Source organism: Paraglaciecola sp. IT1134, from assembly GCF_058068185.1.
Genome location: NZ_CM176486.1, coordinates 5,031,248 through 5,048,772, shown reverse-complemented (window position 1 = coordinate 5,048,772; position 17,525 = coordinate 5,031,248). Strand labels below are relative to the sequence as shown.

Here is a 17,525-nt window from a genome sequence, read left to right as displayed (position 1 = left end):
GGTGATTTTTTTGCAATTGAGGGTAAGGAAAGTCGCGATGTGCAGCACATAGGACCCAAAAAATATTACGTTTAGGGCCCATCTGTTGTTTGTCTTTATGACGTGGTTTTCTGCAAAGCTTTCATTTGATCATGGCATTGTTGCATGTCGGTCATCAGCGCATTTAATACTAAGCGGCAATCCCCAGGCTGATCCTCATCCAGTGCGTCTCTGGTCACGTCCAGGGTTTTATCCTCAACTTCTTCTAGCTGGCTAACAAAAGTATGATCACTATCCGACGAAAACGTACTGATAAGGCGGGTATATATGTTGCGTGTATCGACGGCCACGGAATTATCACTTTCATATTTCCCTTGTTTGGCTACGGCAAAAGGTTGTAATTTGGCAGCAGCGGCCTGTTTTTCACGGATCATTGCGCTAAATACATTTTTTACTTCCGGGGAGTTTACCTTTTTGATGGCGTTTGAATAAAATTCTATGCCGCCGTTAAGTACTTTTATAATTGAAATCGAATGTATGCACACAATCAGAGTCTCGGTCTGATTAACCTATACAATGCAACAAGCAAACCAGTGAATCCGGAACATGGCATAAGAAACCCTAATTTAATTGGTAATCAAATGCTTGGCCTAAAATTGCTGCTGTAGTTGAGAATTCTAGTGAGGATTTGCGGATGTATGGTGGAACAGCTATTTGGGTAAATATTTCTTTTTTGTGTAGAAATTTCGACCTGGGTGACTCTTCTTTCACTAGACGTTAAGTGGTACCACATGGCAGAACCAGCATCTAGGGAGTGCTAACTGTGGCTCAATATTAAAACTTTTTTATAGGTGCTGAGGAAGGATTAATCCTTCGGAGTCTCGGCCGAGTTTTGCGGTTTATGCATGGTGTTTTCCCCGTCGAGGTTTTTTTTATCCGTCATTGATAGCTGTTCTGTCGCCAACATGGTATTTAGTTTTTCACCGCCTTTGGCGCCGAAGTCCAATGTGCGAATAGGGAATGGAATAAGTATGTCGTTCTCCTCTAGAGTTTGTTTAATCAAAACTATGGCCTTGTGTCGAGCGACCATAAAGCCGGTGTCCCCTGGATAATCAATCCAGAACCAGACCAACAGATTGATGCTGCTGTCACCAAAGCTTTCGGCAAAAACCGCAGTTTCTTGTTTTTTAATGACAAATTCACACCCATTGAGTTTTTCAGTGATTACATCCGCAGCCTTCTGGGGATCATCGCCATAGGAGATACCGACTGGCACTTCTATGCGTCGTACCCCTATTGTTGAATAATTGGTTAAGACATTCCTGAACAGGATTTTGTTGGGGATCACTTCAAGTTGGCCAAAAAAAGTTTCCACCAGAGTGTTACGCAAGTTAATGGTTCTGACGTTACCAAAAACTTCTTCGGCTTGGATTACATCACCGATTTGGAAAGGCTTGCGTATACCCATAGCAATCCCTGCAATGAGGTTTTCCGTCATATCCTGAAAGGCAAATCCTATAGCTAATCCGATTATTCCTGCTCCGGCCAGCAAGGAAGTCACTGTGCCCGACAAACCTAAAAAATCCAGAGCGATAAATAAACCAGCGGCTAATACCAAGACTTTGAAGATCGAGACTAAAAGATCAGCGATTTGCCGTGACTCCAGGGCACGATGCAAACCTTTGCGTAACATACTGCTAAGTACCCTGGCTAATATAGTGAACACCACGACAATAGCCACAGCGACCACAAAATTGGGCAAATGCATGATGCTTGCTTCTAGCCAGCCTTGTAGCTTTTTATTAATCAGACTTGAAAATTCGTCAAGGGCTTTAAATTCCATAATGATTTCCTGGGTATTGAATTATCAAAAAAAAGCGAGTGCAGAGCACTCGCTAAGAGGAAATACCTGTCTTGTGGTTATTGATGAATTGAATATTGCTGACGTAGGTTATTGGCCAACTGAGCGGCATCAAATACTTCTAAGGGGGTATCTGGCTGACCGTTACCCATAGTGATTAACAATGATGACAATATGCTGTTTTTAACTTTTTGCACGACCACCTGCCCCCCGGCATAATGGGGTGAGCTAGGGGTGGTACAACCCAATACACCACAGTTAGTGTCCCTTCCGATTGGCGTTACGGGGGTAGGACGAGGGCCAACACGGGTAATATCTTTGCTTTCCACTTCGGTGTCGCTGTCAACGATGATGAACCAATCGAACCCTAACGCTTGGGTTAATTCTGCAGCGTGAAGCAGAGTGTAATCCTCAACCTTCGTTTCGTCTGTAGTTTTATTGCCGTTGAATATCACTCTATATTGATTTTCGCTGAGCTTGATATGGCTAAAGCCGTCATCACCGTTTTCCACTGCGGCCTGATAAGGTGTGGGTGGGATACTGCTGCAGCCAAACAGACATAAACATATTAAACACAGCGTCAAGCTAGGTTTCAATAATATATAGTCTGGCAGTATATTCATATTAGTGGCTCACTTTTGTTTTGGTGGTCACCTTTTTAGTGACAGCTTTAACGTGTTATTGCCAAACTTGTATCAAGAACCGGGCCAGCGTGGCAGAACACGGTGAGTAAGATGTGCAAAATTTTGCTCAGACACCCTAGCGCAAAAGTTACTTTGGTGCCGGTAAAATATTCATAATACCCAGACAAACATATTCAGGTGGTTAAAATTCATTGCTCCTTGGTTCGGGGGGAAATTACCCAGAGGTATATTGTTTGGGTGCCAGCAATACATTTAATGAGCAGGGATTAACTCTTATATTTATTTGCTGAGCGGTGTAATTCTCACCGTCTATCACAAATTTTAAATCTGAATCCGCTGTGATGATGATGTTTTCTACTTTGGTGTGCTCCACATGGCCGTTAGTTGTATCTCCAAAAAGCCCAGGCATAACTAATTCTGACAGGCTGAACATATGCCCACCAAAAGAGTTTTGCGGCGGTAACCAGGTCACATCCAGTTTACCGTCTTCTACGTTAGGTTCCCCCCCACCTTGGGCCAGCACGGTAGTAAAAGGCGCGGCATTGGCCACAACCAAGCTACAGGCGTGTATTGTCTGAGCTGGCTGGTCGTCGATTTCCACCTGAAGCTCCAGGCTTTCGTTGTTATCCACGGCGTCCCACAACGCTTTTATATAAGCCATTTGCCCCCCCAGATTTTTTTCTTCGCGATCGGCGTTTTCGATCATCTTTTGTTCAAATCCCACCGCAGCAACTAGCAGCATTAAGTGCTCATTGCACCAGGCTGTATCAATACGTTTAACTATTCCCTGTTCTATATTCTCGCAGGCAACTTCCACAGGCATAATTTTAGACTTACTGCCAAATAAGGCGTGAGCCAACGCATTGGCGGTGCCAAAGGGGATAATGCCAAGATTCAAATCCGTATCCACCAGTTCTGAGGCTACCTCTGTCAGGGTGCCATCACCGCCACAGGCAATGATGGTTTTTGCACCTTCATCAATCGCTTGTTTAGCTAAACTGCGAGCGCTGATATCCCCACTAGTTTCTTTGATAGTTAACTGCATTTGTGGACTAAGGCGCTGTTCAATAAACTCCCGGTTTTGTGGCCATTTCCCACCACCAGATACAGGATTGGCGATGAGCCAAACTTGCGGGCGCAGGTCCAGGGCTCCGGTATCATGTATCTTCACCAATGACTTGAGCTGGTGCGAGTTCAGATTGGCTGTGCGCCTGACTCCTTGAATTTTTTCCATTACACTTCGTACACTCATCAATGGATGTTTACTCAACAAATAAGCGGCCATGACCAGCACGGAGCGTCCTCTGCCTAGCGCGCAGTGCACGACGACTCCGCGGCCAGCGCGTCTGTGATTCTCTATCCAGTTAACGGCAGCCAGCAGGTCTTCCTGTGATGGACTTTGGTGATCGAGTACAGGCACATTCAAATAGGCCAGGTCTTTTGACTGGGCGGTCCAATCCAGACCGTCAAACTCTGCCGTTACATCCAGAATTGCCTGAACTTTGAGGTGCTTAAGCTCCTCAACATCCGTGGGGAATAAACGACAGGCGAGAAACAGGTTTTCCTCAATTTTCTGGATCGCAGGCACAGTGTCATTTTTTCTGGCCCAGGCATTGTATAGCGTTACACCTATCAAAAAGGGCACAAACAGCCACCGAATATAAAAGGGGATGGTCCCATCCTGCTTTTTACGAAAGATAGCCGGTTGCTTCAACAGATAAGCAGCACTGACACCCAACATAGATAACCCAATCCAGGTTAAAAGAATTGTCAAAATAATATTGGGGCTAAACCAAGCCAGAACAAAAGCTAACAGGGCGCTGCCTAGATAATATTTTATGATAAACATTGGCTTCTCAATTGAAAGTTGTTCCCACAGCCACCACTGTGGCCGAAAACAGAAACAAAGCGAATTTCATGCCGCTTTGTTACCCCTATACTTTGGTATTTCACGTCGTCAGTTACCTTGCCGAAGAAACACTCGCCCTTGCGGGGGGAAGTGTTTCTTGCCAACGAATTAAGGGATAACAAAGTAAACAAGCCCTTCGCAATATCCATTATGGGTTTGTAGGTCAATAGGGGGGATAAATCAAAAAAACGTCTCCCGCCAGGTATTAATATTTTTCCCGGCAGGTGAGTAGTCCATTAACATTGATTCAGCGTAGTCTTAAATACCTTACCCAGCTCAAATTGAATGGGTGCCTCTAATGGGGTAATCATTTTTTCGGGTGTAACTCAAACCGGATAATAAGGTATCTAAATCTGGTCGCACAAAGGGACTGTTGGCTACTTCCAACACTTGTACCTGATGATTGCTGTTGACAACAAATATAGCCGGTTCGGCAAAGGGATGATCCGTTTCGGCTTGTGACATTGGCTGGGAAACGTATAACCCGAGTTGCTGCATTTGCTTTAGGGTTAACCCCGCATACACTGGGAAGTCAACACTGACATCATCCGCAAGTTTGGCCTGTAACTGTTCCACTGAGTCAGCCGATACGGCGACGATTTGTACGTCAATTTCGGCGAACTTAGGGTACATATCTTGTAAGCGGTTCAGGTACTTGGTGCAAACGGGACAATGTTGGCCTCGATAGACCACTACCATAGTCCAGTCATCTTTATGTTCAGGGGACACTAATGTGACCGACTGCCCTTGTTTATCGAGCACTGTTAATTGCGGAAAGGTGGCACCGGCGTTAATTTTAACTGTATTCATTTCTATCCTCTTTTGCTTGTTAGCTGATGGGCACGCCTGTTTGGAGCCAAGGCTGTGGATCTAAAGTTCCATACGGGCATGGTTTATCGGAAACGTTCAAAAACATGACAGGGTTATAATCCGACTGGCTCATTGAGCCTTGGTGTGCTGTTTAGTCATCTCGCTGCGATAACTGCTGGCCAGATCCGATTTTTGTTGTTCGCTCAATACTTTGCCCGCCTGCTGGAAGAATTCATGCTCTTCTTCATCCAGATGATGTGTCACCAGTTTCTGCAAGTTTTTCATATACGTTAGCCATGCAGAGGTGTCCATCTCCGTATCTTCCAGGGTTTCAATCAATTCATCGATTTCGTGATGTTCGGCTACGGCGTGGCGCGCTGGACCTATAGTTTGATCAAATTCCATCAAGGGCGCGTAAAAATGGCGCTCTTCGGACAGGGCATGACTCTCTAACGCTTCTTTAAGCAGTCTGAAACTTTTCTGGCGACGCTCAGTATCGCCGGATGTTTCAACCAGCACTTTCATTAACTCGCGCTGCGTGTCGTGGTCTTGTCGAAGGGCTTCAAAAATTTTCATTAACTCACCGTTTATTAATTCAATATGTATGGCTAGATGCGATCTTTATACCAGCCAATCACATTAGAGTAAGTTGTTGATTTAAAAATATTTTAAAAAACCATGTAGAAAAAAAACAACGTCTGGATGATAGGGACTTGAAAAACTTACACGCAATACGCAGTTATTTCCTACTCTATACCAAGGGTATCGGGCATTATCTATTGGTAAATGGGTGTACTTGGTAAATGGCAACAAGGAAAAAGCATGAAAAGATTTTGGGTGGCTTATGGGGCAGCGTTGCTTAGTTTTTTGCTGTTAGACGGTATTTGGCTAGGTCTGATTGCCCGGGAAACATATATGACTGCTTTGCAGGGCTGGTTACGCCAAGATTTCTCCATTTTACCTTGGGTCGTGTTTTATCTGTCATATTGTGGCGCCTTAGTCCATCTGGTGGTAGCGCCACACTATGTAAAGCGCTCGGGGTTACCAGTATTGGTATCAGGAGCCGTATTGGGCATGGCCGCATATGGGGCCTACAACTTGACCAATTACGCTATTCTTGCTGACTGGCCCCTTGCTATCAGTATCAAGGATTGGGTGTGGGGTACAGTCGTAACTGCCCTAAGTGGCTGGTTTAGCTGGGTTATGGTCAAACGTTTGGCTCGCTGAGTATGAATGTCTGTTGACCCGCTAAGGGGAGCCCCCCCCTTCCCAAGGTTTTTTCATTTGTTTAATTTTCGAATATGGCTGTAATTCAACAATGCCACAAAAACAGTGCCGCCAATCGCATTGCCTAACAAAACAATGCCAATGGCTTTTAACATGACGTTTAAGCTCAGTGTATTAGAGGTGAAATACGCCACTAGCAATTCTACCGATCCGGCAATGGAGTGATGCAAGCCGCCCAGACCAATCACAAAGGTCACGATATAAATACACAGTATTTGACTGGTAGTGGAATGGGTTGACAAGATCGTCCAAGCGCCAAGAGCCATCAACCAACCCGCTAGCGTGGCACTCATTAGTAGTGGCAAGGGCGAGTACGATAACAGGTGTTCCGCGATAATAAGGTAGCCGTCTGCTGCGTGGATCACCTCTTCGCTTAGCGCTAACAACCCCGCACTTACGACACCACCAATTAAGTTGCCGGCTATGACAATCGCCCATAAACGAAACATTCTGTGGACCTTGATCCGCCTGTCTAAAATAGGATAAAAAGCTGTGGCAGTGTGTTCGGTAAAAAGTTGGGTGCGGCTTAATATACACATCACAAAACCCAAGGGGTAAACCAGCGCGACCAGTACACGGTTGAAGCCGCTGGTGAGATCCCCGGTCATGCTGGCCATCACTCCAACCGCTAAGACGGTGAAGCAGATGATCATGCCCGCTGCCATAGCCGACATAAATAGAGACATGCTTGGGCGGCTAAGTTGCTCTATACCTTCGTCAATAGCCTTTTCCAGAATATCATCTGGATGGCGGAAGGTTTCGTCGGTACGTTTAACTATTACCGACACATATTCGTTACTTTCCCAGTTGCGCTCTTTAGTGCGCTCTCGAGCATCCTCATTGAATAAGGGCTCACCTGTGGCTGAGACTATCTTGGGTTCATGGCTGTTATTTTCAGGTGGATCGAGAGAGTCGCGCATAATGTTCCTAATGTAAGTACTGATGAATGGTTAACGTCGTCTAACTGAGCAGCCATATACCAATAACAGTGGTGGTTAACACTATGGCTGTAGGTATCTTATATCTTTTGAATAGGTTTTCTGCCTGATTGCCGACAATTTTCACCAGCAACGCCAAACCAAAATAACGCAGTGAACGGGCAATAAAGGTAGCTAATAGGAACATGCCTAAAGAGTATTTAGCTGCTCCGGCGGCCAGCATGGCAATTTGAAAAGGGATTGGCAAAATACCCACCCAAAGCACGTACCAAAATCCCTGTTCCTGCATCTGGGTTTTTACTGCTGACAATTGCTGGGGATCAGAAAACCAATTGGCGATCTGCTGTGCAAATTGCTCAAACAGAAAATAGCCGATAGCGTAACCAATTACCGCACCGAAAATGCAGCCCAGGGTCGCTAAAAAAGCCAGTAGCCAGAGCTTTTCCCGCTTGGCCTGCATCAAGGGGAGCAGTATTGCTTCTAAGGGGATAGGGACTATTATGGATTCCAGAAACGAGGCCCCAACCAGCACTAGGTACATGTTGTGGGAATCGACGAGTTTTTTCGTTTTGTCTTTTAAATAGGCGACCATGTTTTTCCTAATATGCCAGGTAACAGTTAGTGAGTTTGATACATGTGACAATTTAGCAAGCACGATGTATACCATAGCTAATTTTCAAAAAGCTTCAACACAAGACATTGATTTTTCAGGGCGCTTAATCCACACTGCCGCGTTCTAAACAAAGGGTGGTTTGCACATGTACGATAAATCAGCTAAGTCAGGTGTATTATTTGCGATCGCTGCTTATTCTATGTGGGGTGTGGCACCTATTTACTTTAAGCTGCTTGACGCTGTGCCAGCCATAGAAATTCTGCTGCACCGCATCGTCTGGTCAGTTTTATTACTGCTGATACTGGTGGCGGTAACCGGGCATTTTCCCAAGGTTAAGGCTGCCCTAAAAAACCCAAAAGTTGTGAAGATATTGCTGGTATCCGGTTTGCTGCTAGCAGGCAATTGGTTTTTGTTCATATGGGCCATAAATAATGGCCATCTGTTAGATGCAAGTTTGGGTTATTACATTAATCCACTGTTAAATGTGTTTCTTGGAAGAGTGTTTTTAGGTGAACGCCTGCGTAATCTGCAGCGTCTGGCAGTAGGGCTAGTACTGTCCGGGGTGGTGATATTTTTCTTTTCCTATGGTCATGTACCTTGGGTGGCGTTAACCTTGGCCGGTACATTTGGCGTATATGGTTTATTACGTAAACAAGTCGCGGTGGATTCCTTACCCGGTTTGTTGATTGAAAGCACTATGATGTTACCAGCGGCGCTTATTTACTGGATTTTCTTCGCTGGGCAGATGAGTGATATGACGACAAATGATACCGTCTTGAATATCACTCTCATATGTGCCGGGATAGTGACCACTGCGCCCTTGCTGTGTTTTACCGCTGCGGCCAGACGCATCATGTATTCAACCCTGGGGTTTTTCCAGTACATTGGCCCAAGTATTATGTTTGCCTTGGCCACCATGGTTTATGCTGAACCCCTGGATAATGCTACTTTGGTGATGTTTGCCTTTGTATGGCTGGCCCTGGGCATATTTAGCTACGATTCGTTACGCCACTATCATCAGGCTCGCAAACTGGTCGTGGCAATTCGTGGTCAATAATCACCTTATTACGCCCGTTTTTTTTGGCCGTATACAAGTGTTGCTCGGCCCGGCGTATCATACCTTTTACACCGCCCTCATCTAGTTCAGTCACAGCAATGCTGACTTTGCAATTAAAGCTGTTACCTTCGAATCTCAAGGTTTGACTGGCGAGCATTTGTCGAAAACTATCGAGCAGCCAAACGCTGCATCAATGCAGACGTTTGGCATAAATACACAAAATTCTTCGCCGCCAGAACGGGCCGTAGGATGCACCGTGACTACTATGGTAGACAAAAACAAATCCATGGCAAAATCGATAGCCCGGCATGAGGGGCCTCGGGCAGAGTGTAATCGACTATGGCGCAAACCGGCTTAACTTAGCAAGCTTGATCAGCTTGGTGATCTCTTGCATGCTGTCTGCGCTGTCCTATATTATCAGTACTTTTTGCGGAATAAGCCGTCCGTTTATTAAACTTTTTCGGCTGGGCCATGTTGTGCAAAACAGATGACAGGGCTTCAGCAGAGAGAGTGCCCACTATAATTTGGTTAATTTAGCAAAGGATAATACCAGCCATTTGCTACCCAGCTCCTCAAAATTCACCTGAACTCTGGCGTGTTCACCACTGCCTTCATAATTGAGCACAGTGCCTTCGCCAAACTTACGGTGCGCAACCCGTTCCCCCAGTTTAAATCCGGTAGATTCAAAGGCAGTGTGGGTTGTTACGGGTTGAAAGCGATTTTGCGCGGGACGGGAAATAGTGGTGCGTAAACGGACCTCTTCAATACAGTCCCCGGGGATTTCTTTGATAAATCGCGACGGGGTATGATATTTATCCTGGCCATATACCCTGCGGCTCTCCGCATAGGTGATATATAGCTTCTGCATGGCTCGGGTCATGCCCACATAACAAAGCCGGCGCTCTTCTTCAATTTTACCCGGCTCGTCATTACTCATTTGGCTAGGGAACATGCCTTCTTCCACACCGGCTAGGATCACCAGAGGGAATTCTAAGCCTTTGGCGCTGTGAATAGTCATCATCTGAACCGCATCTTGATGTTTATCTGCCTGGGCTTCACCCGCTTCCAATGAGGCATGAGCTAAAAAGGCCGATAAGGGTGTCATATCTTCAGCTTCCTCTGGCGGCGCATATTGCTTGCACGCTGTGACTAGCTCTTGCAGGTTTTCGGTACGGGCTTGGGCTTTTTCACCTTTTTCGGCCTGGTACATAGCATACAGACCCGAATGTTTGATCACATGATCCGCCTGTAAATCCAGGGGTTGGTCAAGTACGTCCTTTTGCAGCTGCAGAATTAAATCGATAAAGGCCTGTAACGCATTGGCAGCACGGCCCGTAAGACGTTTTTCACGTAACAATTGCAGACATGACTGCCACATAGATTGTTCGGTTTCCTTGGCCACCTCGCGTATTTGCGCCAAAGTACGATCACCAATTCCCCGAGAGGGGGTATTGACTACACGCTCAAAAGCGGCGTCGTCAATTTGCTGGTTGATAATACGTAAATATCCCAGGGCATCTCGTATTTCCTGACGTTCAAAGAAGCGTAAACCACCATAGATACGATAGGCAACAGACTCTTGCAACAGGGCTTCTTCTAACACCCGGGATTGGGCATTATTACGATACAAGATTGCACAATCACTTAATGCATTGCCCTGGCTGTGCCAGTCTTTAATGCGCGATACGGTAAAGCGGGCTTCGTCTAATTCATTAAAACCGGCATAGAGTGAAATCTGTTCGCCCTCGGCGCCATCCGTCCATAATTCTTTGCCTAGACGGCCCTGGTTGTTATCAATGACGGCGTTGGCGGCTTTGAGGATATTGCCCGTGGAGCGATAGTTTTGCTCCAGGCGAATGGTTTTAGCCTGGGGGTAATCCCTTAAAAAATGTTGGATATTCTGCACATTTGCGCCACGCCAGCCATAAATAGATTGGTCGTCGTCGCCCACAATGATCATGTTATTACTCGGTGCCGCCAGCAGACGTAACCAGGCATACTGGATGTTGTTAGTATCCTGGAATTCGTCTACCAGAATGGCCCGAAAACGCTGTTGATAGTGTTGCAATATGGCTGGGTTTTGCAGCCACAACTGATGAGCTCTTAACAGTAATTCGGCAAAGTCCACCAAACCAGCACGATCGCAGGTTTGTTGATAGGTGTGATAAATATCGCGCAAAGTTTGTTGATTAACGTCACCGTGGGTTTCGATGTGCTCGGCACGTAAACCTTCATCCTTGTTGCCATTGATGTACCACTGCAGTTGCTTGGGGGCCCACTGTTTTTCATCCAGATTCATACTTTTGATGACCCGGCGAACCAGGCGATATTGATCATCTGAGTCCAATATCTGAAAATTTTGTGGCAGTTTGGCTTCAGTGTAATGGGTACGCAACAAGCGGTGGGCTATGCCATGAAAGGTACCAATCCACATATTGCTTAAGGCACTACCCTGGAGCTGCTCGATGCGGCCGCGCATTTCCCGGGCCGCCTTGTTGGTAAAGGTCACCGCCAGTATGCCCCAGGGAGCGACACCTTCCACGTCCATTAACCAGGCAATACGATGCACTAATACCCGGGTTTTGCCACTACCGGCTCCGGCCAGTATTAACATGTCTGAGGCGGGAGAAGCTACGGCGTCGCGCTGCTTGTCATTCAGTTGTTCTAAAAGTCGAGATACATCCATGGAGATAAAAAGGCTGGAAAATCATCGGGCCAGTATAGCAGTTATACTGTGTTTTTATACATTTAATCATTTTGTTCTTAATCAGAATTAGGCATATCTGTGCTGGCTATTTACACTGTATAGATGAGCGAACATAAGGTGAAATTTGTGAAACTAGATTTCTGGCAACAACTTAAACACGAAGCCCACGAACTGGTTGAAAATGAACCATTGTTAGCTACCTATGCCTTGGAATGCGTGCTTAAACAACCTGATTTTGCATCTTCACTGGGGTTCATTCTAGCTAACAAACTGTCTGACGAAGTGATGACTGCGCCGGCCTTGCGCAGTATGCTCGCCCATGTCTACACCACCCACCCGCTATTGATTGAGGCTACTATGCATGATATCCAAGCGGTGTTTGAGCGGGATCCGGCGGTCAAATCTTATTTGACTGTGTTGTTGTATTTCAAAGGATTTCACGCCATTCAAGTACATCGCTATGCTCATCTTCTGTGGTTAAACAACAAACAAGAGTTGGCGTTATTTATTCAAAGCAGAAGCTCCGAAGTATTGTCGGTGGATATTCATCCCGCCGCCTATATAGGACAGGGCGTGATGTTTGATCATGCCACGGGCATAGTGGTGGGAGAAACCGCAGTGATCGAAGATAACGTGTCGATTATGCAGTCAGTAACATTAGGCGGCACGGGTAACGAAACCGGAGATCGTCATCCTAAAGTTCGCCAAGGTGTGATGATCGGGGCGGGGGCCAAGATTTTAGGCAATATTGAGATTGGGCAAGGCGCGAAAGTGGGTGCCGGTAGTGTTGTGCTGAATAATGTGCCGGCCCACGTCACTGTGGCTGGCGTGCCGGCAAAAATAGTAGGAAAACCCAGTTGTTCCAACCCCTGCCAAACCATGCGTCAAAACGTACTAGAAGATTAACCGCGGCCAAGGCCAACCTAGAGCAAAGTGCGAAGCTCATCAAGGCTGGCCAACTGAATGTCGGGCAGCAAACTGCCGGATTCATTGGCCAGGGACATGCTGCGATTACACGCATACCATGCGCAACTGAAACCAGCCAGCTTGGCGCCCTGTATGTCTTTGTGTAAATTGTCACCAACATGCAATATTTCACCCGCCTGGCAATGCAGAAATTGTTGGGCGGCATTAAACATGTTGCTATTGGGTTTCATCGGTAAGGTAAGATTGGCGTGATAGCTTGTCTGAAAATATTCGGCTATGCCAATTTGGCTCAGATTTACATTGCCGTTAGTGATCGCCACCAGCGGCACCTGAGCGGCGAGGTTATCCAGTATTTTACAAACTTCACTGCTTACCTTGAAATTACTGCGCTGGTGATAGAAAAATGCAAATGCTTCCTCTACTGCTTTGTTCAGCTGCTGTCCCTTATGTCCCAACTGAGCTAATCCCCGGATTAAAGTCTGTCTGCGCAGCTGGCCCATATCGCTGTGTAGTTGGGGGTTTGCGTCGAGTACGGCCAGTTTGTGTTGTCGCCAGTACTGACTGTCAGTGGTTGTTTCAGGGGGATTGTGTTGCTGTAAAAAGCTTATTAATTTTTGTTCGGCCTTGAGCATATAAGCGTGGTTATCGTACAGGGTGTCATCTAGATCAAAGCTCATGGCGGAAATTTTTTGTAGTTGGCGATAAAATATCATGTTGCGTTATTCGTTCCTGAGGGCTGATCTTAGGTGCGGCGTTTGGCTCTTGGATGCGCACCGTCATATACCTGAGCGAGGTGTTGAAAATTCAAGTGTGTATAAATTTGTGTGGTGGATAAATTGGCGTGGCCGAGCAATTCTTGCACGCCACGTAAATCACCGCTGGACTCCAGCAAATGGGTGGCAAAGGAATGGCGCAATTTGTGTGGGTTAACATGTTGATCCAGCTGTTGGTGTTTGGCCCACAGCTGCATGCGTTTAGCAATTTGCCTGGTGCTGATACGCCTTAGGTGTTTGCTGATAAACAGGGCGGGTTCCTCTGGCTGTGCGAGGGAAGGCCGGACAGCTAACCACTTTTTCAAACACGTCTGGGCGATTTTGCCTACGGGCAGAATCCGCTCTTTGCCGCCCTTGCCCATCACCCTTAATTGATTATCAGCAGTGAGATCTGTCAGATTAAGTTCGGCCAGTTCTGACAGGCGCAGGCCACAACTGTAGGTTAATTCCAGCATCGCCTTGTCTCGTAAGGCTAAGAGTGAGTCATCCTTGAATTCCAATAACTGGTGCATTTCATCCACATTCAGCTGCTTGGGCAGAGGGCGTCCGGCCTTTGGGGCCTGTAATGCCTTGGCTGGATTGCAGTTTAAAATATTTTGATTCACCAGATAAGAGCAAAAAGTGCGCAAGGCGGACAATCTAAGGGCGATGCTCCTGGGACTGAGTTGTTGACGTCTGGCGTGATTGAGTATCAGTCGCACATCTTCCATTTTTAGCTCCGCCCATGATTGAATAGTCAATTGGGTGACAACTACAGCAAGTTGACGTTGATAATTTTCAATGGACTTGCTGGCCAAGTTGCGCTCATATTTCAAATGGGCAAAATAATTGTCCAACAGGGGCTGCAGGCTTGGCTGCAACATCATTAATAATCCAGAAGTTTGGGCAACAATATACTTAAAAATTGCTGCAATTGAGTGATCAACAAAGTGTCCATGTCTGGATTAAAGTGCCCGGGATCCTTGCTGCCAATGGCTAATATGCCTAATTCACCTTGAGCGCCAAGTAACAATAAGGCCACGGATCCGGCTTCCTGATCATTAAACAATAACTTCTTTTCGTGCTCACTGAGACGACCGAAAAAGAACCCATTGTCTTTAAAACGCTTCTCGGAAAATAACTTACGCTGAATTTCAGGTAAAGCCAAGGCACCCTTGTAAGGTTTAAGGGCGACCGATGAAAGGTTGAGTTGATCTTGCATCACCTCGGCCAGCACCATTTGCACCTCGCTGATGTCGGTACAGCGTAATATGCGCAGATTGAGATCGGCATAAATACGATAAATTTCTTCATTTTGTTTAGCGATGGCAATGAGCTGGCTCAGCTTGCTAGTTAACTGCCGCACCTTGTGACGCAGTTGTTCACTCTGGCGCTCCACCAGTGACACGCTACCCTTATGGATATGGGGGATTTCTAATTGTTCCAGCAATTGGGGGTGGGTGACAAAAAATTCTGGATGTGTGATTAAATATTTAGCCACCTGATCCTCTGTCATGGCATCTGATCCAGCAAAGGAAGGCGCGACATTTAACGTACTTTTTTGCTGTCCAGAAGTGTCCTTCATAACATTATAGTTCCATCAAAAACGTGTTCCGCATTGCCCGTCATTTTTAATATATTGTCCGGCCCCTGCCAACGAATTTTAAGGTTGCCACCGGGTAATTCCACTGTGACTTCCTTTGCCAGCTTGTTCTGCATTTGGCCCACGGCTACTGCCGCACAGGCACCACTACCACAGGCCAAGGTTTCACCCGTACCGCGCTCGAAAACCCGCAGTTTAATGTGCTGTGGGCTAATAATCTGCATAAAACCAACGTTGACACCCTCAGGGAAGCGCTCATGGCCGGATAGTAACTGGCCAATGCCATTGACATCGGTATTGGCTACATCATCGACTAACAGCACACAATGGGGATTGCCCATAGACACTGCCCCACAAAAAAATGTTTGCTCCTGGGCGCGGATAATATAGATATTTTCTTGTTTGTTGGCGACCAAGGGTATCTGCGCTGGTTCAAACTCTGGTACACCCATGTTTACGGTTATCTGGCCGTCCCGCTCGTGATACAGGACTAGACGTCCAGCCTTGGTACTGACCACAATCTTATTTCGATTCGTCAAGCCTTTCATCTTCACAAAACGCGCGAAGCAGCGCGCACCGTTACCACATTGTGATACTTCTGAGCCATCGGCATTAAAAATCCGATAATGAAAATCTTGCTCCGGATCGTAAGGCGGTTCGACCAGCAACATTTGGTCGAAGCCGATGCCGAAATTACGATCCGCTAATTGCTTAATTTTATCTTTTGTGAAAAATACATTTTGAGTGACATTATCGATAACGACAAAATCATTGCCCAAGCCGTGCATTTTTGAAAACTGAACTTGCATGTTTGCTACTTACATCAAAATCTGTTGTTTGAAAGCGGAATTACGTCTTGTTCCAAACATTTATTATTAAGGTTATAACATTTCGTAGCATAACTGACCATGTCTTTGATAAAGCCTACAGAAATTAACATAAAAAGTGGGCTATCTTGACAGCTTGATTTTAAGTCAGTGTGGATTCACCCCGCCACAGGTCCTCAAATTTTTCACGCTGACGCACCACTATATTTTGTTTACCGTCAACCATGATTTCTGGGGCTTTACAGCGGCTATTATAGTTCGAGGCCATGGCAAAACCGTATGCTCCGGCGCTTCGTACCGCCAATAAATCACCGGCTGCTATGGCTAATTCCCGAGACTTGCCAATAAAATCACCGGTTTCGCAGATGGGCCCAACCACATCATAGACCGCTGGTTGGCGGGTCAAGCCAATATCCAGTGGAATGATATTCTGCCAGGCCGAATACAAGGCGGGGCGTATCAAGTCATTCATGGCTGCGTCGACTATGGCAAAGTTTTTTTCTGCTCCCTGCTTGAGAAACTCGACTTTGGTGAGTAACACGCCTGCGTTGGCCATGATCGCTCTACCCGGTTCAAAAATTAACATGAGGTCGCTACGATCTTGCATGCGCTGAGCGATAGCCTGGGTGTACTGAATGGGATGGGGTGGGGTTTCGTCTTTATAGGTAACTCCCAGACCGCCACCTACATCCAGATGAGATAAGTGGATCCCTGCCAAGGCTAATTCATCAATCAATACCAATAACTTATCCAATGCATCAACAAAAGGGGCTACTTCTGTTAACTGAGAGCCGATATGACAGTCAATACCCTTGATAGCCAGATTTGGTAATGAGGCGGCATGACGGTAGACAGCAACAGCTTGCTCGCGTTCGATACCAAATTTATTGGCTTTAAGACCTGTTGATATGTAAGGGTGAGTTTTGGCGTCGACATCAGGATTGACCCGGATAGAAATAGGGGCAACCTTGTTTTGGCTCACGGCTACCTGACTAATGCGTTCCAGCTCTGCGGGAGACTCGACATTGAAACACTTAATATCGTGCGCCAGGGCCAAGGCGATTTCTTCTGCCGTTTTACCCACGCCGGAAAATACTACTTTGGTTGGGTCGCCACCGGCTTTTAATACCCGTCTTAGTTCCCCTCCAGAGACAATGTCAAAACCTGAGCCTAGCTTGGCCAATATGCTTAACACGCCAAGGTTAGCGTTGGCTTTGACGGCATAACAAATCAGATGGGGGTGAGTCCCAGCGGCCTGGTCAAAGGCATGCCAATGACGCTCTATCGTTGCTCGGGAATACACATAACATGGGGTGCCGTGTTGCTTGGCGATATCGGCCAATAACACTTCTTCTGCCCAGAGTTGCTTATCTTTATAGCCGAAATAATCCATATTAGTATTGCCCTTTTTGGACTGCTGTTGGCTGACGCGATTCGCTAGGCATGGCAGGTTGGTTGCTTTCAACGTTTGGGGGTAAAAATAGAGGTTTTTTCTGGCCACAGCCTGGCAGACAAAATACGGTTAATAACCCGCATAAAATAATAGCATTTCTATTGGTGCGACGCATCACAGTTCTCAACATACAGATTAGCGTTGTATGATGTCATTAC

At 46.3% G+C, this 17,525-nt stretch carries 18 protein-coding genes; 3 read left to right on the top strand and 15 right to left on the bottom strand.

Annotation, left to right across the window (positions count from 1 at the left end; translation table 11 throughout):
* Positions 1–95: 95 nt before the first annotated feature.
* From AC3RV5_RS22080 to AC3RV5_RS22055, 6 genes are all read right to left on the bottom strand, one after another.
* Positions 96–524 carry a PA2169 family four-helix-bundle protein gene (locus tag AC3RV5_RS22080; protein ID WP_489729710.1) on the bottom strand — a complete coding sequence of 143 codons (429 nt, stop codon included), beginning with the start codon at positions 522–524 and terminating at the stop codon, positions 96–98.
* A gap of 320 nt (positions 525–844) precedes the next feature.
* A complete protein-coding gene (locus AC3RV5_RS22075) occupies positions 845–1,822 on the bottom strand; it encodes a mechanosensitive ion channel family protein (protein WP_489729709.1) in 978 nt (325 codons plus the stop codon).
* 77 nt (positions 1,823–1,899) lie between these two features.
* Complete coding sequence (locus AC3RV5_RS22070; RefSeq protein WP_489729708.1) at positions 1,900–2,463, bottom strand: CC0125/CC1285 family lipoprotein; 564 nt, start codon at positions 2,461–2,463, stop codon at positions 1,900–1,902.
* 235 nt (positions 2,464–2,698) lie between these two features.
* Complete coding sequence (locus tag AC3RV5_RS22065; protein ID WP_489729707.1) at positions 2,699–4,333, bottom strand: diacylglycerol kinase family protein; 1,635 nt, start codon at positions 4,331–4,333, stop codon at positions 2,699–2,701.
* Positions 4,334–4,669: 336 nt separating this feature from the next.
* A complete protein-coding gene (locus tag AC3RV5_RS22060) occupies positions 4,670–5,203 on the bottom strand; it encodes a peroxiredoxin-like family protein (RefSeq protein ID WP_489729706.1) in 534 nt (177 codons plus the stop codon).
* A 129-nt stretch (positions 5,204–5,332) separates the two neighbouring features.
* Complete coding sequence (locus AC3RV5_RS22055; RefSeq protein WP_489729705.1) at positions 5,333–5,779, bottom strand: hemerythrin domain-containing protein; 447 nt, start codon at positions 5,777–5,779, stop codon at positions 5,333–5,335.
* Positions 5,780–6,025: 246 nt separating this feature from the next.
* On the opposite strand from AC3RV5_RS22055, the gene AC3RV5_RS22050 reads away from it, so the two are divergent.
* Positions 6,026–6,430, top strand: a complete 405-nt coding sequence (locus AC3RV5_RS22050; RefSeq protein WP_489729704.1) for a DUF2177 family protein — start codon at positions 6,026–6,028, stop codon at positions 6,428–6,430.
* Positions 6,431–6,483: 53 nt separating this feature from the next.
* On the opposite strand, the gene AC3RV5_RS22045 is transcribed toward AC3RV5_RS22050, so the two are convergent.
* Positions 6,484–7,410, bottom strand: a complete 927-nt coding sequence (locus AC3RV5_RS22045) for a formate/nitrite transporter family protein (protein ID WP_489729703.1) — start codon at positions 7,408–7,410, stop codon at positions 6,484–6,486.
* Between the two features lie 40 nt (positions 7,411–7,450).
* Positions 7,451–8,020 (bottom strand): YqaA family protein, encoded by a 570-nt coding sequence (locus AC3RV5_RS22040; protein WP_489729702.1) that lies wholly within the window; start codon positions 8,018–8,020, stop codon positions 7,451–7,453.
* Positions 8,021–8,186: 166 nt separating this feature from the next.
* Here AC3RV5_RS22040 and rarD point away from each other — a divergent pair, with 166 nt between their 5' ends.
* Complete coding sequence (gene rarD / locus AC3RV5_RS22035) at positions 8,187–9,098, top strand: EamA family transporter RarD (protein ID WP_489729701.1); 912 nt, start codon at positions 8,187–8,189, stop codon at positions 9,096–9,098.
* A 517-nt stretch (positions 9,099–9,615) separates the two neighbouring features.
* Here the strand turns inward: rarD and uvrD are convergent.
* Positions 9,616–11,784, bottom strand: coding sequence for a DNA helicase II (gene uvrD / locus AC3RV5_RS22030; protein WP_489729700.1), 2,169 nt, complete (start codon positions 11,782–11,784; stop codon positions 9,616–9,618).
* Positions 11,785–11,931: 147 nt separating this feature from the next.
* Here uvrD and cysE point away from each other — a divergent pair, with 147 nt between their 5' ends.
* Positions 11,932–12,711, top strand: a complete 780-nt coding sequence (gene cysE / locus AC3RV5_RS22025; protein ID WP_489729699.1) for a serine O-acetyltransferase — start codon at positions 11,932–11,934, stop codon at positions 12,709–12,711.
* A 17-nt stretch (positions 12,712–12,728) separates the two neighbouring features.
* Here cysE and AC3RV5_RS22020 read toward each other — a convergent pair whose 3' ends face one another.
* The 6 genes from AC3RV5_RS22020 to lptM all read right to left on the bottom strand — a co-directional run bounded on the left by AC3RV5_RS22020 (position 12,729) and on the right by lptM (position 17,482).
* Positions 12,729–13,445 (bottom strand): HAD-IA family hydrolase, encoded by a 717-nt coding sequence (locus AC3RV5_RS22020; RefSeq protein ID WP_489729698.1) that lies wholly within the window; start codon positions 13,443–13,445, stop codon positions 12,729–12,731.
* Positions 13,446–13,474: 29 nt separating this feature from the next.
* Positions 13,475–14,371 carry a tyrosine recombinase XerC gene (locus AC3RV5_RS22015; RefSeq protein ID WP_489729697.1) on the bottom strand — a complete coding sequence of 299 codons (897 nt, stop codon included), beginning with the start codon at positions 14,369–14,371 and terminating at the stop codon, positions 13,475–13,477.
* Complete coding sequence (locus AC3RV5_RS22010) at positions 14,371–15,069, bottom strand: DUF484 family protein (RefSeq protein ID WP_489729696.1); 699 nt, start codon at positions 15,067–15,069, stop codon at positions 14,371–14,373. The genes AC3RV5_RS22015 and AC3RV5_RS22010 overlap by 1 nt, the downstream gene beginning before the upstream one ends.
* Entirely contained in the window at positions 15,066–15,896 is an 831-nt protein-coding gene (gene dapF, locus AC3RV5_RS22005) for a diaminopimelate epimerase (protein ID WP_489729695.1), read from the bottom strand. Before dapF ends, AC3RV5_RS22010 begins: the two co-directional genes overlap by 4 nt.
* Before the next feature lie 160 nt (positions 15,897–16,056).
* Complete coding sequence (lysA, locus tag AC3RV5_RS22000) at positions 16,057–17,307, bottom strand: diaminopimelate decarboxylase (protein ID WP_489729694.1); 1,251 nt, start codon at positions 17,305–17,307, stop codon at positions 16,057–16,059.
* Position 17,308: 1 nt separating this feature from the next.
* Entirely contained in the window at positions 17,309–17,482 is a 174-nt protein-coding gene (gene lptM / locus AC3RV5_RS21995) for an LPS translocon maturation chaperone LptM (RefSeq protein ID WP_489729693.1), read from the bottom strand.
* Positions 17,483–17,525: the final 43 nt, after the last annotated feature.